The following is a 23,025-nucleotide window of genomic DNA, read 5'->3' as shown; positions in this document are numbered from 1 at the left end:
TGAAGTTGATCATGGATGTGGCCGGGCCACATCGAGTGCCCTACTTCGCTAACTCCTCGCTAGCAGTGTTTCCGCTGCGCGACCAGGACCTCTCCGAAGGCACTGCCACACCGATGAATTCGTCCTCCTTCGCCGCGCTCGGCGTGCGTGAACCGCTCGTGCGCGCGCTGACCGCCGCCGATATCACCGAGCCGTTCCCGATCCAGGCCGACACCCTGCCCGATTCGCTGGCCGGGCGGGATGTGCTCGGACGCGGGAAGACCGGCAGCGGGAAGACCCTGGCCTTCTCGATTCCGATGGTGGATCGCCTGGGCGCGCGGTCGGTGCGCTGTGCCCCGAATCACCCGGCCGGGCTGGTGCTCGCGCCGACCAGGGAGTTGGCGACCCAGATCGCGGCCACCCTCGAGCCCCTCGTGGCCGCCTACCGCATGTCGGTGACCACGATCTTCGGCGGCGTCTCCCAGCATCGGCAGGTGCGCGCGCTCGAGCGGGGGGTCGATATCGTCATCGCCTGTCCCGGCCGCCTCGAGGACCTCATGCGGCAGGGCCTGATCAGCCTCGACGCGGTCGAGATCACCATCATCGACGAGGCAGACCACATGGCCGATCTGGGCTTCCTGCCCGGCGTCACGCGCATTCTGGCCGCCACCCCCGACGACGGTCAGCGGCTGCTGTTCTCGGCCACCCTGGACAACGGCGTCAACAAGCTCGTCCAGCGCTTCCTCCCGAATGCGGTGAAACACGCTGTCGACGAAGCGAATTCGCCCGTCGCGGCGATGACCCACCACATCTTCGAGGTGCCCACCGTGGAGGCCAAGCGCGCGGTGGTCCACCGCCTCGCCTCCGGCGCCGAACGCCGAATCCTGTTCACCCGCACCAAACATCAGGCCCGCAAACTGGCCCGCCAGCTCACCGCCGCGGGCATTCCCGCCGTGGACCTGCACGGCAATCTCACCCAGCCCGCCCGTGACCGCAACCTCGCCACCTTCGCCTCCGGCGCCGCCAAGGTCCTCGTCGCCACCGACGTCGCCGCCCGCGGCGTGCACGTCGACGGCGTCGAGCTGGTCGTCCACGTGGACCCGCCCGCCGAGCACAAGGCCTACCTCCACCGCTCCGGCCGCACCGCCCGCGCCGGCAACCACGGCGACGTCATCACCCTGGTCCTGCCCGACCAGCGCAGCGACCTGGCAGCCCTCCTACGCAGGGCCAAGATCACCGCGACCCCACAGCCCGTCACCCCCGATTCTCCGCAGGTCACCCAGCTGATCGGCGCTGTGGCCTCGCTGGTCGCCCTTCCCGAGGCCGATACCGCCGCGCCTCGCCGCGCAAACACCGGCCCTTCGCGGGCGCGCGGTCCTCGCCGGCCCCAGCAGCGCACCCACGCGGCAGCCACCGACGCCAACCCGGCATCAGCCCGAGGCCGCCGCAAGTCCGGCCCCCGCGCCGCCGACGAGGCTCGAATCCCCGACCGTCCCGCGCCCCGGAAGGCGGAGATCCCCGCCGAAGGTCGGCCCGGCCGCCGCTCCGGCACCCGAGCAGCCGGAAAACCTCGCGCGGCCTCCGGCAGCCCCTCCTCGGGCGGCCACGACCCGCGCACGGCGTCAACGGGTGATAAGTCGCCCAACCGCAACCGCGCCGACCACAGCGACCCGGGCCCCCGGCAGCATGAGCGAGCCGGCGCTCGCACGCGCGATAGCGGCGGCCGAACCGGATTCGCCCGCACCGATGGCGGGACCCGCCGTCGCCGCAACGGTTAGTTCGGGGACTGTCGGCCACGACACACTCGCCAACGCTAGTAGCCGATCGTGAAGCGGCGTTGCACGAGACGGGGAAGCTCGGCTTCGTCGAGTAGGGCCACCGCGGCGTCTTCGATGGAGATGCGGCTGTGGCCCTCGGCGTCGACTATGCGCTCGTCCTCGCCGATACGGAAGCGGCCGGTGCGCTCGCCCGGCGCGATCAGTTCGGCCGGGCTGAAGTAGGTCCAGCGGCGGTTCGAGATGCGCAGCACGTTCAGGGCGTCCCGGTGCCCGCGCACCGCGACCGCGTAATCGGCTGGTGCCGCAGATGTTGCCGCCGAATGACTTCGGCGACAACTCACTGCGACATTGCCGCACCTCTGCTGAAAATAACTGGCCCCCCGAACTGTTCGGGTCCACACTGCCACCCATGTCGATCTCGACGGCCGATCGTCTGGCCATTCACGAACTGCTCGCCCTGCACGGACATCTCAGCGATATCGGGGCGTTCGAACGCTTCGGTGAGGTCTTCACCGACGATGCCGTCTACGACCTGACGGCTTACGGCGCAGGCGTGGTGACGGGCCGAGACGCTCTGCGCGATATGGCACTTCAGCTCGGCGACGCCAACCCGCTGGGCCATCACGTCAGCAATATCATCGTCTCCCCCGCCACCGCGGACACTGTCGAAACGCTCGCCAAGGGTTTGGCGGTCAATGCCGACGGCACCACCGGCAGCGTCACCTATGAGGACACCGTCGTACGCACCGCCGCCGGGTGGCGCATCAGCCACCGCCGTGTCGTCCCGCGCCGCAAACCCCTCACCCCCTGACGCTCCGGCAAATGCGGGGCGTGCGCTCCGAACCACTTGGGATGTTTGCACTTTGGTCGCGCGCCGATTCCCCGAGGTGGAAGAATCGCCCGCATGTCGGGCGGTCCAGTGCCCCGTTCCAGCGACAGAACTCCGATGGTGGAGGCGCTGTCCGAATGGCGGCTTCGTGAACTCCTCGCGGAGGTCCAAGACCGTCTCGTCCAGGTCCAGGCCGGAGGTGATGACGAGCATGGCGTCGATCAGCCGGTCCATGCGGTCGTGCACATCCACGACCTGCGCGCGCCACTCCCCTGACCACCGTGCACGCGAGTGCCCCCGTTGAGCGGACGTCTGTGATAACACCGGGGATGCATCAACGGGGGCACGGGTCACCGCTGTGTCGAATCCGGTCGATGAACCACCTCCCTTCCGGGCCTTCCGCATGCCCTTATCGGTGCTGTAGAGCATGCCCCGATGCCCCGCTCTGCGTTACGGCCGAAAGTCCCTGCGGCGCAGGAACATAGCCACCACAAATCCCGAACCGCCACTCGATCGCACACCACATGGGCCGCCTCGCTCGCCAAGCCTGATCGGATACCCTCCGGGGCCCGGGAGGTCCCCCTGGCAGTGGAACACGCGTGAGCGGGTCAGGAGACCGGGGAGGCCGCCAGCCCGAGGTTGGCCACCAGGCGGCGCACCCGGACCTCGATCTCGTCGCGAATGCCGCGAATCTCCTCGATGTCCTCGCCGACGGGGTCCGGCAACGGCCACTGCTCGAATCGATGCCCGGCGATGATCGGGTCGGTGTCGCCGCATCCCATGTCGATGATCACGTCGGCGGCACGCATGAGCTCATCGGCCCACGGTTTCGGGAACTCGTCGGCGATGTCCACCCCACGCTCGGCCATGACCGCCACCACCAGCGGATTCACCGCCACGTCCGGCGCCGAACCGCACGACCACGCCGACGCCCGGTTCCCCGCCAGCCGATTGAAGAACCCGAGCGCCATCTGCGAGCGCCCCGCGTTGTGCGTGCACACGAACAGCACGGTCGGCCCGGTGTGAACGGCCCGCCCCTCGGCTCTGGCCAAGGCCGTCAACCGTTCCCGAGCGAACCGCTCAGCGAATCCCGGCAACCGGTCACCGGCGATGCCGATCGCGGCGAGGTGCGTGTAGGAGCCGGCGAGGATGCGCTCGACGGTGGCGGCGTTCGCCACCGCGGCGAACTCCTGCGCCAGTCGTTCCGAGGCCGCGCCCAGCATCGTCCGATCCGCGTCGGGCGCGGTGACCGAAGACAGGGCGGTGCCGGGATTCTCGTCCACGATCATTCCCTCCACTCGCCGTCCAGCCTATCGCCGTCCCCCGATCGCCGCCCGGACGAGAAACGCAGCCATCCCGCGGCGATAGACCATAACTATTGCTCGGAAACCATTCGAGCCTACCGAGCGCGGCTCGTCGAACGGCTTCGCGCTGAGCGAACACCACACAGGTGTGACCACGGCCACGACCATCGCGCCGCGGGGGTCGGCGAGCAGCGCGCCCGAACCCCGAGGACGCCGAGCCCGATCCGCCACACCCGGACGCCGGACACGCCGCGCCACCGCCTGACGGATTGGGCGAGCTCAGAATCCCGCCGCGCCCGTCAGACGAGGACGGGCTTGCGCGGTTCGGTGAGCGGATCGAAATCCACTGCGGGCAGACCGGTCTCGGCCTCATCGTCGTCGCGGCGGTCCCGGCGGTACCGCCACTGCAACGCCGCGAGGCCCAGCAGCCCGGCCAGCGCGGTGGCGATGCCGACCGTCCACCCGGGCGGGCGCCACGCCACAACCAGGTCGGCATCCCGGGTGCCCGGCGGAATATCGACCGCGACAAAGGTATCCGCGACCGTGTGGAATCCGATGTCCGCCCCGTCGAGCGTGACACGGTAGCCCGGCCAGGCCAGTCGGGCGAAGACCAGGCGGCCGCCATCGGGGGAGGTGACCCGCAGGTGACTGCTGACACTGTCGCGTCCGAGCTGCGTGGCGGTCACACCATGGGCGTCGGACGGACCGGGCGTCGTGGAGACCGGGCCGTTCTCGCGTTCGAGCACCCAGATATAGCGCTCATGCCCGGGATAGTCCACCCACTTCCAGCCGGGTGGCGCGGGCTGGTTGCCCGCATCCGGATACTGGGCGCGTTGCAGCACAATGCGATCCACCTTCATCAGATCCACATATGTGCGCCCCGTGGCGGGTTCGACCGAGAAGGCCGCGCCGAATGCGGCCGGGCAGGTACTGCCGTCCCAGCCCATGCACAGCAGCCTGCTGAACTCCCGGTATCCGATCGGCGTGTATGCGTTCACATAGTTCAGGCGCAGATTCTTGGCGTAGTTGCCGAAAGCCAGCGAACCCCAGGCGCCGGCGGCGCTCTGCTCGGCCGGGGGCACCAGTGCGCGGTCCGCGAGCTGGAGGGTGACGCCGTCGAAATGCGGGAAGGCCGCTGTCATCTCCGAACGCCGCTCCGGAAAGTGGTACGACATGGGCGTCGGTGACTGCGCGCGCACCTGGTCGTAGGCAATCGGGAACATGGCCACGATCGCCAGCGCACAGGCCGCCGCCGGACCGCGAGTGCGGGCCAGCCACACGAAGGCCGCGGTCAGCGCGGCCACCACGGCGACCGCGATCAGGTGCCGCACCACCAGATGAGGTGCGGCACAGAAGGATCGGACGAACAGCAGTCCGAGCAACACCGCCGCCGCGATCCCCCGCCGCCGGACGCCGAAAGTGCCGTGGCGGCTGAGCCACAGGCACACCAGCACCAGTAGCCCGACCGCCAGCATGGGCAGCACCCGCGCCGGCCAGCGCAGCGGCCCGATCCGGCCGGGCCCGGCAGTCCACATCAGGAAGATGAGCGCGAACAGCGCCGGACCGGTGTGTTCGCGCGCGGATCGGCGCACCGCGGCCCAATCGATGAAGGCCAGCAAGGGAATCAGGAACCAGCCGATGTAGACCATCGGCAGCGGCTGCACATAGCCCCACCAGCCGGTGAACGCCGGAACGGTACTGGGCAGACTGGCATTCAACGACTCCGACCACGGTACGGTCAGGAAGTCCTCGGACAGGATGCGCTCATTGCCGCGCCAGGTCACCGGCGAGGACAGCATGCCCGGCAGATACGTCTCGAGACCGGCCAGCCCGGCGCACGCCGCCACCGCCAGCAATCGCAGCGACGGCCGCCAGCTGCGCTGCCGCACCACCTCGCCCACCGCGACCGCGCCGACCATCAACGCGGATTCGACTGCGGGGAAGACGTATTGGACCGAGATGGCGAGGTACAGGAATACGAACACCGGTATCGGCCCATTGGTCCATCGCCGCTGGTCGGCCGGGGTGCGTGTGTAGCGGACGGCCGAGGCCCACGCGTGCAGCATCCACGCCGTGCCGGTGAGCGAGGTCGCCCAGCTGGCTTCGTCGAAGAACAGGAACCAGCCCGACAGCGGAAACGCGGTGGCCGCCACCGCCGCCCACGACCCGCGCGCACCGTAGGCCAGGCACACCCGGAAGACGCCGAGCGCGGCGATGACCGAGAAGATCAGTTTCACGACCGTCACGTAGAGCGCCAGATTATCGAAGGCCGGCGCGAACCAGTCCACGAGCAGTTGCGGCGGGTTGTAGAGCCCGGCCTCCTCCATGGAGTAGTTGCCCGACATCCACTCCCACGGCACCAGCGCCGGGAAGCGCCCCTCGTGCAGGTGCCGGCCCAGCATCACCCACATGGGGGCGTACTGCGATTCGGTGTCATCGGTATAGAAATGGCGGGGATTGGCCAGCAGGACCGACATGCATCCTGCGACCACGCCGACCACGGTGACCATTCCCCACCGACACCCGTCGGTTCGAAGACGGAGTGCTGCACGATCTCCCACGAGTCGGAGACCCTACCTGATTCAAGCAGTATGCAACAGTTGCCATATACCCCAGTTCGATTTCATCACGAAGGCGATGCCGGTGCACACACACCCCGGATGGACCCGGCAGGATAGGAGCAATCAGACAGCGGTCGAACGTGCGGAGGTAGTGGTGGCGGCGAAGGATGCGGTGGCCGCGGAGTCGGTGGACGAGATCACCGACGCCCTGCTGGGCGCTTCCCGATTGCTCGTCGCCCTGTCCGCGCGCTCGCTCACCCTGGTTGACGATTCGATCACCATCCCCCAGTTCCGGACATTGGTGATCCTGTCAACGCGCGGACCGTCCAAGGTCGTCACACTGGCCACCGCACTGGATGTGCAGCCCTCGACCGCGGCCCGCATGGTCGACCGACTGGTCGGTGCGGGACTTGTGGACCGCAAACCGAATCCGGACTCCCGTCGTGAGCTCATCATCGAATTGACCGGGCGCGGAAGGGAGGTCGTCGACGCCGTGACCGCGCACCGGAGGCGCGAACTCGCCGCCGTGGTGGAGAAGATGCCGAAAGCCGACCGCTCCGGCCTGATTCGCGCTCTCACGGCCTTCACCCGCGCGGGCGGCGAGCCGCCCGCAGACCTCGATGTCGACAGCTACCAGCTCTGACTCGGCGTTCCCCCGAGCCAAAATCGTGGCATAGAGCAACTGTTGCTCAGTGCCAGTTTTTGCTAGCGTGGAAGATACGCCTCAGGGGTGCAGCCGCCGGGCACGACGACCTCACCGAGGGCTCGGGGCGGTCCATCAGCACATTCGCACCCGAGGGGGCTGAGACCCATGACCCTGGATGTCGTGGCTTTCTCTTTGGCCGCAATGAATCTCGCCGTGGTCGTCGTCATGCTGACGATCGGATTGGTCGACCTGCCGAGCTGGCCGGTGTCGACCCGCTGCGGCCGATGCTCGCGCTGGACGATCGACACGCAGCGCCGATCCGATCGGATCTGCCTGCGCTGCCGCCTGCGCCCGCCGTCGAACGGAACGGCGGTCCGGCCCCGGCCGGATGACCGCGCGAAAGCCTTGCGATTCACAGCCTTTCGATGAGGGAGGCTGGCCCGGCCATCGATCGAGGTCAGCTCCCGCCCGGACGCGCACTCGCGCATCAGCGCGGGGACATCGGATATCCCCGAATAACTCACCCACTGTGCGACCGCACCCTCCCGCGCGATTTCCTCGGCCTGGACGCACCGATACGCCGTGAATTCAGATCAGCGCCTTGCGCCGGTGTATGCGGCGGCGCACGTCGGCCATCATCGTGCGGGTACCCATGGTTCGGATGAACCTGGGAATGAAGCGATTCACGAACCCGACGAACAGGAACAGATGCTCGAAGCGGCGCTGGTCCACGGCCGTCCACTCCACTCCCATCTGCTCACGGAAGTAGGGCGGCAGATATCCGACGGTCAGGAAGCGCAGCAGGCCCCCGAAGATGACCCGTAGATACCAGTGGATCATGCGCAGGTGCAGCAGGTCGTCGATGAAGCTGCGGATCTTCTCGTCGGCGGCCACCTGCCGACAGGCCTCGACCCAGTACTCGTCGAACTCGGCGCGGGTCGTGGGCCACATCTCCTCGGTGACCTGCAGCGTGGTGCCCAGCGGCGCGGAGGTGGAGTAGAACGCCTCGGCCTGTTCGGGACTCATTTTGCCATTGAGCAGCTGGTAGGAGTCCTCGAATCCGATGTAGAGGCAGGCCGCCACCCACATCTGCAGATCGCGGTCGAAGGCGTTGTATTTCACCGCCGCGCCCGGCTCCGACTTCACCTGCCGATGCGCCACATCGACCGCCTCCCGGAAGGCGGTCTTCTCCTCGGGCGAGCCCAGGATCGCCACCGCCAAATAGGAGGCCGTGGTGCGCAACCGCTTCCACGGATGCACCATGAGCGCCCCGGATTCCACCTTGCTGTCGGCCACGCCGTGGCCGACGCCGGGCCGCGCCATCTGCATGGCGACATTCGCGGCGGCCCCCGAGAACTGCCAGAAGTCCATCGCGTCTTCGAGCTTCGGTGGCCGCTTGGCGTCCGGGCGGTGTGTGCCGGGAATGTGGATGCGGGTTTGTTCCAGGGTCAGGGTCGCCGCACCCCCGGCCGCCCCTGTGGGCGCGGCCGAGATCCGCCGCACCCGAGCCCTGCCCGGATCCGCGGTCGGATCCGGATTCGACTGCTCCTGTCCGTCGTTCCAGCCGGACGGCTGCGCTGCCGCTGTCGTCATGGGTTACCTCTCTCCGTCAGGATCAGGCGCAGCGTGCGGGCCGAGACCTCTCGGGCCAACCGCGCACAGATATACAGAACATCGAATGTGCCGAGCAGCACCAGGAATTCGAGGATCGCCGTCCCCGCCGCGCACCCGGCCGACCGCGGCCGATGGTCCGATGGATGGCGATCGGCCCGGCACTCCCCGACCGGTCCCGGGATCGATTCGCAACCCGTCCAGCACTCGTCGCGGCCGGCCGACGTACCCGACCCCTGCCTGCATCGGACACTCCCTCGCCCTCGTCCAACCTGTGCCGAGTTAGGCCGACACCGCGATGATGTTACCCATCATTCTTTCTGGATGGAAGCGGATCAGTGACGTCTTTCAACTAAGCGGCACTCAGAGCATGCATAATGTTGCCGTCTATTCTTCAGATGTGTATCGGTCCCAATCCTTCGGGGTCAGCCCGGGGCCGAAGACCTCAGCGGCGGCCATCAGCGTGTCCCGCATCTGCCGTGCACTGGAAGGCGAAGACATCGGGCCGCTGGGCGCGACAGCGGCGTACGTCCCGTCGACGCCCTTCACAGGCTCGTGCGCATTCGGATCACCGGGCGCATGTCCCGATCCGAGTGCGCCATGTAGATCATCCGCGAAACGGTGCGTTTCTCGTACTCCCACAGGCGGATCGGCACGCGCCGCACCGACCCGACCGCGATCACGGGGTGCGGGTTCCGCAACCCCAACGCCCGCGGCAGCGCCAACAGGAAGCGCCGATCGCCCAGTCGGCGGCGCAGCTGCTCGCCGATCGGCCGGATCTCCGTCACGCCCACCCCACGAAGGCAGCTACTTCCATGAATGACCACTAACTTGCGACCGCCCAAGTCCCAAGTAACCTTGCGCGATCGACGTTACTGCAACGGGTATGGAACAGAGAAGATCACCAGAACTACTTCCATTCATGAGAATGATGAGTAACATACGTCGCTGCGACCGCTCGCGCACTTCAGGCGCGGGCAACGTGAAAGGACGTTCGCCACCATGCTGAAACGCTTGGATCGCATACTCAGCTACGAGATGAAGGTGTCCGAGTTCCTCGGCACGCTCATCATTCTCGCTATCCCCTACGGGCTGGTCGGGGTCATCTGGACCCTCACGCACACCTCGCATCTGAAGCGCATGCACGGCATCGACGTGATCATCTCGTTCCTGGGATCCATCGTGTGCTGGCCCGTGCTCACCTTCTCGAATGTGTGCATGACGTAGATGATGGCCCTGGTCTGGCTCATCGACATCCTGGTGATCGGGATCAAGATTCTCGGTGGGCGTATGAAAGTCAACCCCGTCCTGCGCTTCGGGCTGTGGGTGGCCGTGCTGTGCACCATGGCCGCGAGTGTCTCCGTGATCGGCTACCTCCTGGTCCTGCTGCAGCGCCATCTCGAGGGCACGGCCTGATGACGACACTCGAAAAGTCCTCCGCCACAGCGGATGCGGAACCGACCGAGCTCGAGCGGATCGGCGACAGCGTCCGCGGGCTATGGCGGCGCCATCCGCAGCGCTCGCTGGAAACCCTAGGGCGACAGGTGGATCTGGGTCGCGACGCGCTTATTCAGCTGGTCGTATCGATCCTGCGGAGGCGGTTCCCGTATCGAGAGTTCGTCAAGCAGTGCGCGTTCATGACCAGCGTCTCGGCCGCGCCGACGGTGCTGGTCGCCATTCCGATCTCGGTGGTGGTGTCGATTCAGCTGGGCGCACTGGTCAATCAGGTCGGCGCGACCACCTTCATCGGCGCGGTAGCCGGGCTCGGCATCATCCGCCAGGGCGCACCGCTGGTCACCTCGCTCATGATCGCGGGCGCGGTCGGGTCGGCCATCTGCGCCGACCTCGGCTCCCGGACCATCCGCGAGGAAATCGACGCCATGAAGGTCATGGGTGTCGATCCGGTCCGGCGGCTGGTCGCCCCGCGTCTGGCCGCCGCGGTACTGGTGAGCATGCTGCTGTGCGGGTTCATCGTCTTCGTGGGCTTCGCAACGGCGTACATGTTCAACGTCTACGCCCAGTCGGGCACGCCGGGTTCGTTCATCGGCTCGTTCGCGTCCTTCGCCGTGGCCAACGACCTGGTGATCGCGGTGTTGAAAGCCGCCGTCTTCGGATTGCTGACCGCGGTGATCGCCTGTGATATCGGCCTGCACGCGCACGGCGGTCCGGGCGGGGTCGCCAATGCGGTGAACTCGGCGGTGGTGAGCTCCGCGCTCATGCTCTTCGCCACCAATATCGTGCTCACCCAGCTCTACAACACGCTGCTGCCGACGAAGGTGGTCTGAGATGGGCAGTACCTACACTCCCCCGGCGCTGAAGCCGGTGCGGATGGCGGCGGCCGTGGTCACGGCGCCGGTGCGGGCGAATCAGCGCATCGGTCACCAGGTCATCACCTTCTTCCAAGCGATGCTCGCTATTCCGTTCGCGCTCGGAAACTATCGCCAGGAGGTGCTGCGCCTGACCGCCGACATCGGCTGGGGCAACGGCTCACTGGTGGTGGGCGGCGGCACCATCGGCGTGGTGGCGGCGCTGTGCGGCTTCGGCGGCATCACGGTCGGCATGGAGTCGTTCACCGCGTTGAACCTGCTCACGATGACGCCGTTGACCGGCGCCATCTCCGGTTTCGCCACCACCCGCGAGCTCGCGCCGGTCATCGCAACGCTGGCGTTCGCCATTCAGGCCGGGTGCCGGTTCACCGCACAGCTGGGCGCCATGCGCATCTCCGAGGAGATCGACGCGCTGGAATCCCTTGCCATCCGGCCGCTTCCGTATCTGATCAGCACCCGCATGATCGCGTCCACGCTGACCATCATCCCGCTCTACAGCGTGGGCCTGGCCACGGCGTACCTGGCGACCAAGCTGTCGGTGCTGATCCTGGGCGGCACCACCGCCGGCACATACGACCACTACTTCTTCCAGTTCCTGCTGGGACCGGACGTGTTCTGGTCGCTGCTCAAGGTCATGGTGTTCGTGATGATCTCGACATTCATCCAGTGCTACTACGGCTACGTCGCCACCGGCGGACCCGAAGGTGTCGGGGTGGCGGCCGGGCAGGCCATCAAGATGGTCATCGTCGTCATGGTCTTCGTCAATCTCTTTCTGACCCTTGCGATCTGGGGCATCGACCCTGGCTTCCGCATCTCGGGATAGGTGTTTCGATGATTCTCGATCTTAGCGGGCGGGGCCCCACGGCCCGGCAGCTCACGCTGGCCGGACTCGCCCTGATCGCCACCGTGTCGCTGCTGCTGTATCTGCTGGCGCTGCGCTACACCGGCCGCTTCGAGGACAAGGTGGCGGTCACCGCGGAGCTCACCAGCACCGGTGACGGGCTGCCCGACCACGCCGACGTGAAGTTCCGCGGCATGGTCGTCGGCCGCGTCGAGGATGTGTCGGTGGTGGCCAAGGGTGAGCGGCAGCGGGCCGCGCTGGCGCTGAAACCACGAGTGGCGGAAACGATTCCGGCGACGGTGACGGCGCGGGTGATTCCCAACAATCTGTTCGGCGTGACCGCGGTCGAACTGGTCGACACCACGCCCACCAAGGACACGCTGCGGTCGGGCGCGACCATTCCGGAGGACACCAGCGCCGCGACCATCCAGTTGCAGACCACACTCAACGTCCTGCGTACGGTGCTGAACAACATTCAGCCGGAGAAGCTGGGCCGGGTGCTTTCCACGCTGTCGGCGGCCCTGGATCCGTCGTCACGGGTACCCGGCTCGACCGTCGAGCGGCTGGACCACTGGATCACCGAGGTCCGCGGTATCGACGGCATCGGCGATCTGCTCGGCAATCTGGGTCGTGCCGCGACGGCGTTGAGCCAGTCGGCTCCCGATCTGGTGGGAACACTGGCGAAGTCGGTGACCACGGCACGCACCCTCACCGAGCAGCGTGCTGCGCTGATGAGCCTGCTGACCAGCGGCGGCACGGCGGTGGACACGGTGAACGGGCTCTTCGCCCGCAATCCCGATTCCGGCAAGTTCCTGGTATCGGGCCTGAACCAGCTCTTCGGCAGCCTGGCCCAGGACCCGCAAGCCATTCCTTTCGCCATCGCGAACCTCAATACCGCCTTGCAGCGGCTGCAGTCCACCTTCACCTTCGGACCCAAAAAGCAGATGGTCTGGCGAATGGATGTGTCCTTCACGCCGTTCCAGCAGTACACGGCGGCGGACTGCCCGCGCTACGGCGATCTGTCCGGGCCGCGCTGCGGCGGCTCCACGGTGCCGGAAGGCGCACCGGCGCAGGAGTTTCCGCTGCAGCTCATGCCCAAGAGGCTCGATGCCGCCGGGCCCGCGCCCGCCGCGACCACCCAGCCGGCCGTACCCGGGCTGCCGAACGTGTCCACCCTCCCGGGTCTGCCCGCCATTCCCGGCCTGCCGGCGATTCCGGGACTCACCGCGCCGGCCTCAGCGACCGAGACCACTCCGGCCGAGGCCCAACCCGCCGGTTTGCGTGGCGCCGACGCCATCGCCGCCCTGGTCGGCGGCAAGCCGAACGCGGCGCAGGTGCTGCTGCTCAGCCCCATCCTCGCGGGCGGTTCCCTGGTTCCCGCCGACACGGGAGGCGCATCGTGAAATCGGGAAAAGCCCTGGCGGGCTTCAGTCTTTTCGCCGTGGTGGCGATCGTGCTGACCTACACCATGTGGTCGACGCTCCAGCGTTCGGTGCCCGGCCGCACGCACGACTACTCCGCCGTGTTCTCCGATGTGCTCGGATTGCGAGTCGGCGACGACATCCGCATGGCGGGGGTGCGGGTCGGACGCGTGGACAAGATCGATTTCACCGACGGCTACCGCGCCCGGGTGGACTTCCGCATCGAGGAAGATCAGCACCCGACCACCTCGACCAAGGCGCTGGTGCGGTACCAGAACCTCATCGGCCAGCGCTATATCGCACTGATGCCCGGCAAGGACGCCGGTGCGCCGATGTCGCCGGGCGGGCAGATCCCGATCGAGCGGACCGAACCATCCTTCGACGTCTCCTCGCTGCTGTCGGGCTTCGAGCCGCTGTTCAGCGTATTGCAGCCCGATCAGGTGAACTCGCTGTCGGAGACGCTGATCCAGGCCCTGCAGGGCAATGGCGTGTCGCTCAGCGCGCTCGTCACGCAGGCCGCGCAGCTGGCGACCACCTTCGGGCAGCGTGACGAGATCCTCGGCCAGGTGGTCAGCAATCTGAGCAGCGTGATCTCCGGCCTGGCCGATCGCAGCAACGAGCTGGAAACTCTGATCACCCAGGCGCGCGCGCTCACCGAGGCGCTGTACACGCAGGGCACCGCGCTCGAGTCGTCGGTGGAACGCGTTGCGGCGGCCACGAATTCGCTGGTGACCGTGCTCGCCCAGGTGAAGCCCGGGGCGGCCCGGGCGCAGACCGACGCCACCGCCGGTGTGGCTCTGCTGCTGCTCAATGGCGCCTCGCTCGACAAGGCCGCCGTCGAATTGCCCGACATGCTCAATGGCGTCGCGCGTTTCAGCAGCTACGGCGCGTACGGCAATGCCTATCTGTGCAGCCTGGATGTCTCACTGTGGGGCGTGCTGCTCCCGCCCGGTCTGTTCAACCAGATCGGCGGCCAATCCCATTCGGAGGTGTGCCGATGAGGCGACCACGCGTTCGGACCCCGCACCCGATCCGCTACCCCGGCTTCCTGCGCAACAGATATCTGCGGCTGGGCCTCTACGCGTCCGCGTTCGTGGTGCTGCTGCTGGTGGGGTCCACGCTGATCGAGCAGGCACAGCTGGGCGACAAGACGATTCACGCCGAGTTCGCCCAGGCCGCCGGATTGCGGCCGGGCGCGACCGTGGACGTGTCGGGCATCGAGGTCGGGCAGGTCAGCGCGGTGAGGCTGGACAACGGCAAGGTGCTGGTGGACATGAAGGTGCACCGCGACATCAAGCTCGGCGACGAGGCGCGCGCGGCCATCAAGATGTCCACCATCCTCGGCCGGCTGCACGTGGACCTGACGCCTGGCGATGGCAGGGCCCTGCCCGGGGACCGGATCAAGCTGGACCATACCTCGGTGCCCTACAACCTGGGCAAGGTCATTCAGGATCCGCAGTACAAGAACAGCTTCGAGCGGATCGAGAAGCTGGATCCGCAGAAGCTGCGGCAGGCGCTGGATCTGGTGGATCAGCAGATGGGCGCCTCGCCCGAGCTGACCGTGCAGGCCCTCGACAGCGTGGGCGCACTGGCGAGGGTGATCAATGACCGCCGCGACGAGGTGGACACACTGCTCAAAAGCATGGACACCGTTTCCCAGCTGGCCTCCGACAACCAGAACAGCGTGCTGCTGCTCCTCACTCGCGGAGAGGCGATAGGCAGCGCGGTGCAGCAGCGGCAGACCCTGCTGAAGCAGCTGCTGGACAACGTCGCCTCGCTGTCGAAACTGTTGCAGCAGATGGGGTTGGAGAACGACAACCAGCTCGGCCCGCTCATCACCGATCTGAACACCATGTCCGAGGGCTTGGAGAAGAACAAGGGCAACCTCGACCGGCTCTACCAGATCATGCCGGTCGCCTTACGGCAGTTCAACAATGTGCTCGGCGACGGACCGTACGGAAATGTGTACGCGCCGTGGCTGTTCCCGGACAACTGGCTGTGTTTCGCGCGGGCCGTGCAGGGGTGCAAGTGATGACACTTCGGAGACGATTGAAGCTGGCCGCGGCGTGCGGCGCGGTCCTGCTCATCTCGGCGTGCGGAATGCTGCCCGATTCGGTGTCCTCGCTGTCGAAGGAGTATCTCGGCGGGCGGATGAAGATCACCGCGGACTTCGAGAACGTCGCGGGCCTCTACGCGGGCAATGACGTCGCGGTGCTGGGGGTTCCGATCGGGACGGTCGAAACCGTCACGCCCAAGGGCAGTTACGTCCAGGTCACCATGTCAGTGGACAAGGACGTGAAGATCCCCGCCGACGCCATTGCGGCGCTGGTGAATCCGCAGCTGATCACGAATCGTCACGTGGAGCTGGCTCCGGCCTACACCGGAGCCGGCCCGACCCTCACCGACGGCGCGTACATTCCGGTGCAGCGCACCAGGGTTCCGGTCGAGCTGGACCGCATCCTCGCCACCTTCTCCCAGCTCGGCGATGCACTCAAAGGCGACGACACCACCGGGCCGATGGCCAGCCGGGTGCTGTTCCCACTCCTCAACGGCAATGGCGACAGGCTGCGCGAGACCCTCGACCAGCTGTCCTCGGCCTTCGAGGTGACGCTCGCCAACAAGGATCAGATCTCCAACACGATCATCAAGCTCAATGACATCACCCAGGTCATCGCCTCCAATGACCAGACGGTGCGGGATTTCAGCGGGCGGCTCACCGAGCTGGTGAACCTGATGGGCGAGCAGGCGCCGGGCATCGACGCGGTGCTGCGGCAGCTCGACGACTTCGTCACCAATACCTCGACCCTGGTGGGGCAGAACAAGGATCAGCTGGCAGGCGCGCTCACCCGCTTCGTGTCGATCACCGATCAGATGCGCGCCAATGCCCGGGGGCTGACCGAGATCGTCGACGTCGGCCCGCTGCTGTTCCAGAACATCGCCAATGCCACCAGCGAAGAGCATCAGGCGCTGCGCCTGCACGGCCTGCTGGACAAGTCGATCCTCGACGGCGAAATCCTGTCGACCTTCTGCGAGCGCATCCAGATGCGGATGGACGGCTGCCGCACCGGCAAGGTGCAGGACTTCGGCCCCGACTTCGGTATCACCGCCGCACTCCTGGGAATCGCGAACCTGAAATGAGACTACGCACAACGGCTTTCGGTGGGCTGCTGACCGCCACCGCCCTGCTCGCCACCACCGGGTGCGCGGTCACGGTGGATACCATGCCCATGCCCAAACCTGGTTTGGGCGCGCCCGGCTACACCGTGCACGGGGACTTCGCCGACGCGCTGAATCTGCCCGACCACGCGCACGTCAAGATCGGCGGCACCGATATCGGCGTGGTCACCAAGATCAAGACCACCAATTTCCTCGCGGACGTGCAGATGCTCATTCGCGACGACATCCGGCTGCCCAAGGGCACCACTGTCGAACTGCGCCAGGCGACTCCGCTCGGCGACATGTTCGTGGCCATGACCCTGCCCTCGGCACAGGAGGGCGGGGAGCCGCTGCGGGACGGCGACACCATCGGTCCCGACCACACCGCGGCAGGCGCGCCGGTGGAGCAGCTCATGATGTCGATCTCACTGCTGCTCAACGGCGGCGGCATCAATCAGGCCGCCACGATCACCGGCGAGATGAACTCCATGTTCGCGGGCCGGGCCCCGGAACTGTCGCATCTGATCACCGAGATGACCGCCGCCATCGGCGCGCTCAATGCCCGCACCGGCGACATCGACCAGCTGCTGGGCGGGATGAATTCCCTCTCGGACGAATTGGCCCGGCGCAAGGCGCAACTCGGCGCGGCGGCCGATACTTTTCCCGCGCTCATCGCCCTGCTCACCGAGAACAATCAGCGGATCGTGGACCTGCTGGCCAAGGTGGCCACCACCACCGACGCGCTCGGCGACTTCGCCGACACCACCGGCGGGGATTTCGTGAGCCTGTTCGACAGCATTCAGGCGCTCATGTCCGGCTTCGCGCACAGTGATCAGCTGACCGAGGCACTGGACGGACTGCACAACATCTCTCCGTCACTCATGGCCAGCCTGCGTGGGCCCGCGCTGGCCGTGGCGGCGACCGTGTCGTATCTGAGTGTGGGCGCGCTCACCGACCCCAGCGGTAGCCGATGGCCGGAACTCGGCGATGCCGGGCAGTTCATCGGCAGCCTGACGCAGGTGCTGGAGAAGGTGTTCGGCCGACTCACCAGCCCGCCGCGGCAACCGGACCCGCAGCCCGAGCAATCGCAGCAGGGAGGCGATCGATGAATCCGCCACTGTGGCACTGGGTGGTGCGGCATCGCATCGCCATCGCCAATATCGGGTTGATCGTGGTGCTGGTCCTCGGGTCGGGCTACATCGGCGGGTATGTGCTGCGGTTCAACCCGATTCCGCACACCTACTCGGTGACGGTCGAGCTGGCGACCTCGGGCGGGCTGCTGCCCGGCAATGACGTCACCTTCCGAGGCAGCCGGGTCGGCAAGGTCACCGATGTGCGTGTGGCCGGAGACGGAGTGGCCGCGGTCGCCGAAATCGACAACAGCGCACGGATTCCCGTCGGCGGCGTCGTCGCGGTGGGGCGGCTGTCGGCCGCCGGGGAGCAGTATCTGGACTTCCGGCCCGACTCCGACACCGGGCCCTACCTGCGTGACGGATCGCTGGTCGAGCGGGCGCGCACCAGCGTGCCGGTACCGATCCAGTCGGTGTTCAGCAACCTGAGCGATCTTATCGGCGGCATGAACCCGGACCGACTCACCACGATCATCGATGAGCTGGACAAGGCCCTGGCGGGCGGCCCGGATCGGCTGCGCAACATGATCTCCGGCATCAGCCGGGCCATGTCGGGCCTCGACGATCTGCTTCCGCAGACCCGCCGGCTCATCGAGAACCTCGAGGTCATCGCCGGCACCACCCAGCACGCCCAGCCCGATCTGGGCACCCTGACCAAGGCGGGCAGCGTGCTGTTCGACCAGTTCGCCTCGGCCGACCAAGAACTGCGCACACTGCTCCAGCAGGGACCCGGCCAACTGGCCACCCTCAACGGGTTCATCTCCGAAACCCAGGACCCCATCACCAATCTGGTGACGAACTTCGTATCCATCACCAAGGCCGCCACACTGCGCGCCCCGGCCATTGCCGCGCTCTTCCCCGCCCTGCGGGTGGGTACGGAGGCGCTCGGAGTGCCGGCCCACGACGGGGCATACAACACGCTCGTCGATCCGTGGCCGCGGCCCAGCTGCGACTACGAGACCATCCCGGTGGTGCCTACCGACATCCAGACCGATACCCGGGTGCGGCTCTACAACTACTGCGTCACCGCCAATCCAGCACTGCAGATCCGCGGCTCGGCCGATGCGCCCAGGCCCGACGTGCCCGACAACGGGGCGACCGAACCGCCGGGGGTCTCCGGCAACGAAATGTCCCAGCCCATCCCCCGATAGGAAGACTTCCCATGAGCGACAGCATGATCCAGCAGGACGCGGCCGAGGCCCTCGAAGAGACGAACGCCGCGACGACCGGGACGATCGGAACCGAGTTCATCGACGCCGAGGTGGACACGGCGGCCAACGCCGATGCTGCGGCAGCCGACGACCGGACCAGCGCCACCTCACCGACCGCCGAGCGTACGAAAGTCACTGCGCGCGCAATGAAGTCGCGTCTCTCACAGGTATCGATTCCCGATCTGGGCAAACGCGGCCGGATCGCGGCGCGGGCCGCGGTGGCGCTCGCGCTCGCGGCGTCGATCGGGTCGAGCATCGTCTTTTCCCAGCACGACGCTCGCGACAAGGAGCTGCTCACCGCCCGGGAACAGGCCCAGACCGCGGCCTGCAAGTACGCGCCGGCGCTGGCCTCCTACGACGCCAAGAACCTCGATGCCTACTTCACCGCCGTGCTCGACGGCGCGACCGGTGATTGGCGCAAGCAATTCGACTCCACCAGCAAGGATCTGCGCGATGTCCTCACCCAGGGCCAAGTGGTCTCCAAGGCCACCGATGTGCAGTGCGCGATCCGCAATGCCGACCGGGACTCCGCCGAGGCCATCGTGGTGATCGGGCAGACCATCACCAGCCTGGGCACCCAGGGCAAGCCCGCGCCCGGTCAGCTGTCCATGGTCATGCGGCTGGAGCGCTCCGGCGACCGGTGGTTGGTGAACAAGGTGAATTCGCCACTGGCGCAGCAGCCGCAGCAGTGAGCTCCGTCATGCCCGCCCCCGAACCGGATGCGCGGGCGGTACGCCGACGCCCCAAGAACCGGCGAGCCCAGATCGCCGCGGTGTCGGCCGCCGAGTTCGCCGCGCTCGGTTATCACCGGGTCAGTATGGAAGACATCGCGGCCCGGCTCGGCATCTCCTCCACGGCGCTCTACCGGCATTACCCGAGCAAGTACGCGCTGTTCGCTGGCGAGCTACTGCGTCTGGGCGAGCTGACCGTGGCCGCCGTGAGCCTGCCACCGGAGGCCGCGACCTGGCCCGACCGCCGACGGCTCGGCCACGCCATCGACGGGATCATCACGGGCACCATCGCCAATCGGACAACGGTCGGGCTGGCGCGCTGGGAATCCCGGTACCTCGAGTCCGACGACAAGCAGACGGTGGACCGGCATTTCGCCACCGCCATCACCGTGATCGGCGGCCTGCTGGGCAAGGTCCGCCCGGAGCTGTCGGACCATGAGCGGCGGGTGCGCGCCGTCGGGCTCCTCAGCACGGTGAGCTGCCTGGGTGACCATCGCATCACGCTCGGTGCGAAAGCCCTCACCGGCTTGCTGAATTCGGCGTGCTGGGCGCTGGTGGAGTGCGACCTGCCGACGCTCGAACTGCCACCCGCGGCGCCGCCCGCGGTGGAGGTGCCGCCGACCCTCACACACGAACAGCTACTGCAACAGGCGATTCGACTGTTCTACGAGCACGGGTACCCGAATGTCGCGGTCGAGGACATCGCCAACGCCGCGGGCCTGCCCTCGGCCTCGACGGTGTACCGCTACTACCGCGGCAAGAGCGACCTGCTCAATGCGGCCTTCCGCCGTGCCGCCGACCGCATGTCAGCGGTGATCGGTCCCACTCTCGCCGAATCCTCCGGTCCCGCCGAGGCACTCGCCAAGCTCATCGACATGTACGTGACGGGGGCATTCGACGAACCCGAACTGATCTTCGTCTACTTCGCCGAATTCGGCCACGTCCCCGACCACGAGCGCGCGACACTTCGTGTCGTGCAACGCCTCGTCGTCGCCGAGTGGGCGACCCTGCTGGCCCGGGTGCGCACCGAACTCACCCCGGCCGAGGGCCACATTCTGGTCCACGCCGCCCTCGGGCTGGTAGTCGACTACGGTCGCGTCTTCGGCGACAACGAGCGAATCTATCCGCGGCAGTGGGTGATCCGGCTCATGGAAGCCGTCCTCTTCGGCCGCGGCGCACACTGATATCGCCTGGATCAGCCTGGAGTCGTCATGCCCTTCCGTCGTTCGGCCCCGATCGCCTTCGCCGCCCTGTGCGCCGCCACGGTCATCGCCATCACCCCGGCCACCGCTACCGCCACCCGGCTGCCAGGAGAGATCGATCTGCGGTGCGCCACCGCGAGCCTGCATCGGAGTGCCGACTGGTACCTGCCCGAGGGCATGCCCCGCGGACTGGTCTGGCTGCAACACGGATTCGCCCGCACCAACGCGAACGTCGCATCCCTGGCCGAAACCCTTTCGAACGCAGGCTATCTCGTTTTCGCCCCGAGCCTGCCCTTCGTCGATCTCGCGGGCTGCACCTTGCAGAACCTGGGTGACAACACCCGGTTCCTCGACAACGTGGCCGAATTGTTCACCACCGCGGTCGATCCCATCGGCGCACTGGCGCGCAGCCTCGCCACCGCGGCGGCCGCCGCCGGCCGCGACGCGCCCCCGTTGCCGCGACAGCTCGTCTTCATAGGCCACTCGGCCGGAGCCGAGGCCGTCGAATACGTGGCCCACCGACTCCGTACCGCCCATCCAGACACCTGGCGCGACCTGCGCGGCCTGGTACTCCTCGACCCCGTGAAGTCCTTCCTCGGCAACAACACCGACACCGCCCTGACCGACCTCGACCCCACCGGCCTGCCGATCCTGACCGTCTCCGGACCGCCGGGCCTGTGCAACAACTTCGCCGGGGGTACGAACACGCTCCAGACCCTGCTCCACCGACCGTTCGTGGGCGTCAGGCTGCCCTCCGGCGTCCACACCGACGCCGAGGGGCCGAGTTCCGACGCCGTCGGCGAACTAGCCTGCGGCTTTCCACGATCCGCGAATGTCGCAGCCCTCCAGCAGCTGACCGTGAGCTGGACCGACGCCTTCATCTCCGGATCCGAGGCCACCGCGTCCGATCCCGCGGCCACGGCAGCGGGCGCCCAGCCGCTGTCCGGGGCGTGAGGCGTCACCTCGAACCGGGGCCGGTTCGTCGGATACGTTCCCGCCCCGGCGGATTCGGGCCGCTGGACCGAGCCGGTGATGGTCGCGCCCACGATCAGCGGTACGGCCGTCATCACACGCGCGCCAGGGCACCGTCGCCGACGGCTGCCCGTTCCCGCGGCCGTCTGAAGCGCCCGACCGCGGCACCGCCGCATCGGCGACCACCACGACGCCGATCAAAGAGCCGAGGGCGAAGCCGGGGCCGACCCGGCCCGCGTTGGCCGACAACAACTTCAGGATGCCCGCGTGATCGGGATCGGCGAGATGGCCATACCGACCGCCAGCGGCAGCAGATCGCCGAGTACCGCTCCCACGGTCGGGATCAGGCCACGTCGGTGACCGGGGGCACCGACGTGGCGATGACCAAGCCGAGATCGCCGTCGTAGCGGCGGTACAGCAGGCGACCGCGGCCGTCCTCGGCGTCGGTGTAGAAGAGGAACGGCAGGCCGTAGTCGCACAGACGGTGGACCGCCGCCGATTCGGTGAGGATGCGCGTCGGATGGGGATTGATCGTCAGAGGCAGCTGTTCGAACTCGCGGGGCGGGCACAGCCGACGCTGGCGCGCCATCCGAACACCCAGGGGCCCGGCCCAATACACGATGGCCTCCTCGCCGGTGTCGAGGTCGGTGAAGAGATGGGCGTCATAGTCCAGCGCATCCATGGCGGCGACGGCGGTCGCCGGATCGCACAGGCGCGGCACGCAGACCTTGCGCCGAACGATCGGCCGTTCCTCGCCGACCGTGATCAGCGGCGGCCGCGACGCATCGGGCGCCCAGCGGGGCGCGGCCTGGGTCCGCAAGCGATCCAACTGACCATCGAGACGTTCGGCGGCCGAGCGCACAGCGAGTCCGTCCGGACCGTCGATCTGACAGCGCACCGGCGTCCCGGCGACGCACGTGTTGACCTGCGTGAGCGTGGTGCCGTCCGAGCGGGATCCGCGTGTCAGGCGCACGCGCGCGGCGTCCGCCGAGCCGTGGCGGCGAAGCACTCGGGTGATCTCGCGGCGAACTCGCCGCTCCTCTTCCACAGCGATCGCGTCCTCCGCGATCACCGCGACGATCGGTTCCGGCATGGTGGCGACCTCGTTCGCGTACACGCTGCACGACCTCCTGATGGTGATCGAGTTCGACCTGGTTCGTTGACGCTCCATGTCATCACCGGCCACCGCGGCGCTAACAGGGCCGAAGGTCCTCGCCGCGCACAACGCCCTTTTCGATCACCGATCGAACCCGGTGCACGGGGAACCGATCCCCTGCCCGGTGCACCGGGACCAAATCCCCTGCCGAGCAGGCGCAAAGCCCGTAT

General features: G+C 67.5%; 24 protein-coding genes. 18 read left to right on the top strand and 6 right to left on the bottom strand.

Translation table 11 applies throughout. The annotated features are described in order from the left end of the window. Positions 1-113: 113 nt before the first annotated feature. Positions 114-1,757 (top strand): DEAD/DEAH box helicase, encoded by a 1,644-nt coding sequence (locus GLP40_RS21075; RefSeq protein ID WP_154789658.1) that lies wholly within the window; start codon positions 114-116, stop codon positions 1,755-1,757. Between the two features lie 35 nt (positions 1,758-1,792). Here the strand turns inward: GLP40_RS21075 and GLP40_RS21070 are convergent, their stop codons facing one another. Beyond that, a complete protein-coding gene (locus tag GLP40_RS21070; RefSeq protein WP_230329755.1) occupies positions 1,793-2,035 on the bottom strand; it encodes an NAD(P)-dependent oxidoreductase in 243 nt (80 codons plus the stop codon). A 131-nt stretch (positions 2,036-2,166) separates the two neighbouring features. Between GLP40_RS21070 and GLP40_RS21065 the strand changes: the two genes are divergently transcribed. Further along, positions 2,167-2,568, top strand: coding sequence for a nuclear transport factor 2 family protein (locus GLP40_RS21065; protein ID WP_154789657.1), 402 nt, complete (start codon positions 2,167-2,169; stop codon positions 2,566-2,568). Between the two features lie 93 nt (positions 2,569-2,661). Further along, a complete protein-coding gene (locus tag GLP40_RS21060; protein ID WP_154789656.1) occupies positions 2,662-2,862 on the top strand; it encodes a hypothetical protein in 201 nt (66 codons plus the stop codon). 332 nt (positions 2,863-3,194) lie between these two features. On the opposite strand, the gene GLP40_RS21055 is transcribed toward GLP40_RS21060, so the two are convergent. Both GLP40_RS21055 and GLP40_RS21050 read right to left on the bottom strand, forming a co-directional pair. Then, positions 3,195-3,875: an arsenate reductase ArsC gene (locus tag GLP40_RS21055; RefSeq protein ID WP_407671641.1), complete on the bottom strand. Its 681-nt coding sequence runs from the start codon at positions 3,873-3,875 to the stop codon at positions 3,195-3,197. 314 nt (positions 3,876-4,189) lie between these two features. After that, the gene (locus GLP40_RS21050; RefSeq protein ID WP_230329754.1) at positions 4,190-6,400 is read right to left on the bottom strand and encodes a hypothetical protein; all 2,211 of its coding nucleotides are present in this window, start codon (positions 6,398-6,400) and stop codon (positions 4,190-4,192) included. 205 nt (positions 6,401-6,605) lie between these two features. On the opposite strand from GLP40_RS21050, the gene GLP40_RS21045 reads away from it, so the two are divergent. Beyond that, positions 6,606-7,094, top strand: a complete 489-nt coding sequence (locus tag GLP40_RS21045) for a MarR family winged helix-turn-helix transcriptional regulator (RefSeq protein ID WP_328290468.1) — start codon at positions 6,606-6,608, stop codon at positions 7,092-7,094. 168 nt (positions 7,095-7,262) lie between these two features. Beyond that, entirely contained in the window at positions 7,263-7,526 is a 264-nt protein-coding gene (locus tag GLP40_RS21040) for a hypothetical protein (protein WP_154789654.1), read from the top strand. A gap of 159 nt (positions 7,527-7,685) precedes the next feature. On the opposite strand, the gene GLP40_RS21035 is transcribed toward GLP40_RS21040, so the two are convergent. Both GLP40_RS21035 and GLP40_RS21030 read right to left on the bottom strand, forming a co-directional pair. Beyond that, a complete protein-coding gene (locus GLP40_RS21035; protein ID WP_154789653.1) occupies positions 7,686-8,690 on the bottom strand; it encodes an oxygenase MpaB family protein in 1,005 nt (334 codons plus the stop codon). Between the two features lie 563 nt (positions 8,691-9,253). After that, a complete protein-coding gene (locus GLP40_RS21030) occupies positions 9,254-9,496 on the bottom strand; it encodes a hypothetical protein (protein WP_154789652.1) in 243 nt (80 codons plus the stop codon). A gap of 214 nt (positions 9,497-9,710) precedes the next feature. Between GLP40_RS21030 and GLP40_RS21025 the strand changes: the two genes are divergently transcribed. From GLP40_RS21025 to GLP40_RS20965, 13 genes are read left to right on the top strand one after another with little or no spacing between them, the layout of a single operon-like run. Continuing rightward, the gene (locus GLP40_RS21025; RefSeq protein ID WP_154789651.1) at positions 9,711-9,935 is read left to right on the top strand and encodes a hypothetical protein; all 225 of its coding nucleotides are present in this window, start codon (positions 9,711-9,713) and stop codon (positions 9,933-9,935) included. Then, entirely contained in the window at positions 9,936-10,124 is a 189-nt protein-coding gene (locus GLP40_RS21020) for a hypothetical protein (protein WP_154789650.1), read from the top strand. Further along, a complete protein-coding gene (locus GLP40_RS21015) occupies positions 10,124-10,993 on the top strand; it encodes an MlaE family ABC transporter permease (protein ID WP_154789649.1) in 870 nt (289 codons plus the stop codon). The genes GLP40_RS21020 and GLP40_RS21015 overlap by 1 nt, the downstream gene beginning before the upstream one ends. A 1-nt stretch (position 10,994) precedes the next feature. Then, entirely contained in the window at positions 10,995-11,858 is an 864-nt protein-coding gene (locus tag GLP40_RS21010; protein ID WP_154789648.1) for an ABC transporter permease, read from the top strand. An 8-nt stretch (positions 11,859-11,866) separates the two neighbouring features. Next, positions 11,867-13,279 (top strand): MlaD family protein, encoded by a 1,413-nt coding sequence (locus tag GLP40_RS21005; protein ID WP_154789647.1) that lies wholly within the window; start codon positions 11,867-11,869, stop codon positions 13,277-13,279. Continuing rightward, positions 13,276-14,298 (top strand): MlaD family protein, encoded by a 1,023-nt coding sequence (locus tag GLP40_RS21000; protein WP_328290467.1) that lies wholly within the window; start codon positions 13,276-13,278, stop codon positions 14,296-14,298. The genes GLP40_RS21005 and GLP40_RS21000 overlap by 4 nt, the downstream gene beginning before the upstream one ends. Next, positions 14,295-15,329, top strand: a complete 1,035-nt coding sequence (locus GLP40_RS20995; protein ID WP_154789646.1) for an MlaD family protein — start codon at positions 14,295-14,297, stop codon at positions 15,327-15,329. The genes GLP40_RS21000 and GLP40_RS20995 overlap by 4 nt, the downstream gene beginning before the upstream one ends. Then, complete coding sequence (locus GLP40_RS20990; RefSeq protein WP_154789645.1) at positions 15,329-16,435, top strand: MCE family protein; 1,107 nt, start codon at positions 15,329-15,331, stop codon at positions 16,433-16,435. Before GLP40_RS20995 ends, GLP40_RS20990 begins: the two co-directional genes overlap by 1 nt. Next, on the top strand, positions 16,432-17,562 hold the full coding sequence (locus GLP40_RS20985) for an MCE family protein (protein ID WP_154789644.1): 1,131 nt from the start codon (positions 16,432-16,434) through the stop codon (positions 17,560-17,562). Before GLP40_RS20990 ends, GLP40_RS20985 begins: the two co-directional genes overlap by 4 nt. After that, positions 17,559-18,734 (top strand): MCE family protein, encoded by a 1,176-nt coding sequence (locus GLP40_RS20980; protein WP_154789643.1) that lies wholly within the window; start codon positions 17,559-17,561, stop codon positions 18,732-18,734. Before GLP40_RS20985 ends, GLP40_RS20980 begins: the two co-directional genes overlap by 4 nt. 11 nt (positions 18,735-18,745) lie before the next feature. Further along, a complete protein-coding gene (locus tag GLP40_RS20975; protein WP_230329753.1) occupies positions 18,746-19,486 on the top strand; it encodes a hypothetical protein in 741 nt (246 codons plus the stop codon). Between the two features lie 8 nt (positions 19,487-19,494). Further along, entirely contained in the window at positions 19,495-20,709 is a 1,215-nt protein-coding gene (locus tag GLP40_RS20970) for a TetR/AcrR family transcriptional regulator (RefSeq protein ID WP_154789642.1), read from the top strand. Between the two features lie 27 nt (positions 20,710-20,736). Then, positions 20,737-21,681 carry an alpha/beta fold hydrolase gene (locus GLP40_RS20965; protein WP_154789641.1) on the top strand — a complete coding sequence of 315 codons (945 nt, stop codon included), beginning with the start codon at positions 20,737-20,739 and terminating at the stop codon, positions 21,679-21,681. Positions 21,682-22,042: 361 nt separating this feature from the next. Here GLP40_RS20965 and GLP40_RS20960 read toward each other — a convergent pair whose 3' ends face one another. Next, the gene (locus GLP40_RS20960) at positions 22,043-22,924 is read right to left on the bottom strand and encodes a sigma 54 modulation/S30EA ribosomal C-terminal domain-containing protein (RefSeq protein WP_154789640.1); all 882 of its coding nucleotides are present in this window, start codon (positions 22,922-22,924) and stop codon (positions 22,043-22,045) included. Positions 22,925-23,025 lie beyond the last annotated feature (101 nt).

It is taken from the genome of Nocardia aurantiaca (genome assembly GCF_009708175.1).
Taxonomy (GTDB): Bacteria; Actinomycetota; Actinomycetes; order Mycobacteriales; family Mycobacteriaceae; genus Nocardia; species Nocardia aurantiaca.
Note: the sequence above shows the minus strand (reverse complement) of the source record. Positions and strands in the feature narration are given on the sequence as shown.

What these genes read in the sequence shown, in the direction of transcription:
- GLP40_RS21075 (WP_154789658.1), top strand. Translation starts at nt 114, where the DNA reads ATGAATTCGTCCTCCTTCGCCGCGCTCGGCGTGCGTGAACCGCTCGTG.
- GLP40_RS21065 (WP_154789657.1), top strand. Translation starts at nt 2,167, where the DNA reads ATGTCGATCTCGACGGCCGATCGTCTGGCCATTCACGAACTGCTCGCC.
- GLP40_RS21060 (WP_154789656.1), top strand. Translation starts at nt 2,662, where the DNA reads ATGTCGGGCGGTCCAGTGCCCCGTTCCAGCGACAGAACTCCGATGGTG.
- GLP40_RS21055 (WP_407671641.1), bottom strand. Translation starts at nt 3,875, where the DNA reads ATGATCGTGGACGAGAATCCCGGCACCGCCCTGTCTTCGGTCACCGCG.
- GLP40_RS21050 (WP_230329754.1), bottom strand. Translation starts at nt 6,400, where the DNA reads ATGGTCACCGTGGTCGGCGTGGTCGCAGGATGCATGTCGGTCCTGCTG.
- GLP40_RS21040 (WP_154789654.1), top strand. Translation starts at nt 7,263, where the DNA reads ATGACCCTGGATGTCGTGGCTTTCTCTTTGGCCGCAATGAATCTCGCC.
- GLP40_RS21035 (WP_154789653.1), bottom strand. Translation starts at nt 8,690, where the DNA reads ATGACGACAGCGGCAGCGCAGCCGTCCGGCTGGAACGACGGACAGGAG.
- GLP40_RS21025 (WP_154789651.1), top strand. Translation starts at nt 9,711, where the DNA reads ATGCTGAAACGCTTGGATCGCATACTCAGCTACGAGATGAAGGTGTCC.
- GLP40_RS21020 (WP_154789650.1), top strand. Translation starts at nt 9,936, where the DNA reads ATGATGGCCCTGGTCTGGCTCATCGACATCCTGGTGATCGGGATCAAG.
- GLP40_RS21015 (WP_154789649.1), top strand. Translation starts at nt 10,124, where the DNA reads ATGACGACACTCGAAAAGTCCTCCGCCACAGCGGATGCGGAACCGACC.
- GLP40_RS21010 (WP_154789648.1), top strand. Translation starts at nt 10,995, where the DNA reads ATGGGCAGTACCTACACTCCCCCGGCGCTGAAGCCGGTGCGGATGGCG.
- GLP40_RS21005 (WP_154789647.1), top strand. Translation starts at nt 11,867, where the DNA reads ATGATTCTCGATCTTAGCGGGCGGGGCCCCACGGCCCGGCAGCTCACG.
- GLP40_RS20995 (WP_154789646.1), top strand. Translation starts at nt 14,295, where the DNA reads ATGAGGCGACCACGCGTTCGGACCCCGCACCCGATCCGCTACCCCGGC.
- GLP40_RS20990 (WP_154789645.1), top strand. Translation starts at nt 15,329, where the DNA reads ATGACACTTCGGAGACGATTGAAGCTGGCCGCGGCGTGCGGCGCGGTC.
- GLP40_RS20985 (WP_154789644.1), top strand. Translation starts at nt 16,432, where the DNA reads ATGAGACTACGCACAACGGCTTTCGGTGGGCTGCTGACCGCCACCGCC.
- GLP40_RS20980 (WP_154789643.1), top strand. Translation starts at nt 17,559, where the DNA reads ATGAATCCGCCACTGTGGCACTGGGTGGTGCGGCATCGCATCGCCATC.
- GLP40_RS20975 (WP_230329753.1), top strand. Translation starts at nt 18,746, where the DNA reads ATGAGCGACAGCATGATCCAGCAGGACGCGGCCGAGGCCCTCGAAGAG.
- GLP40_RS20970 (WP_154789642.1), top strand. Translation starts at nt 19,495, where the DNA reads ATGCCCGCCCCCGAACCGGATGCGCGGGCGGTACGCCGACGCCCCAAG.
- GLP40_RS20965 (WP_154789641.1), top strand. Translation starts at nt 20,737, where the DNA reads ATGCCCTTCCGTCGTTCGGCCCCGATCGCCTTCGCCGCCCTGTGCGCC.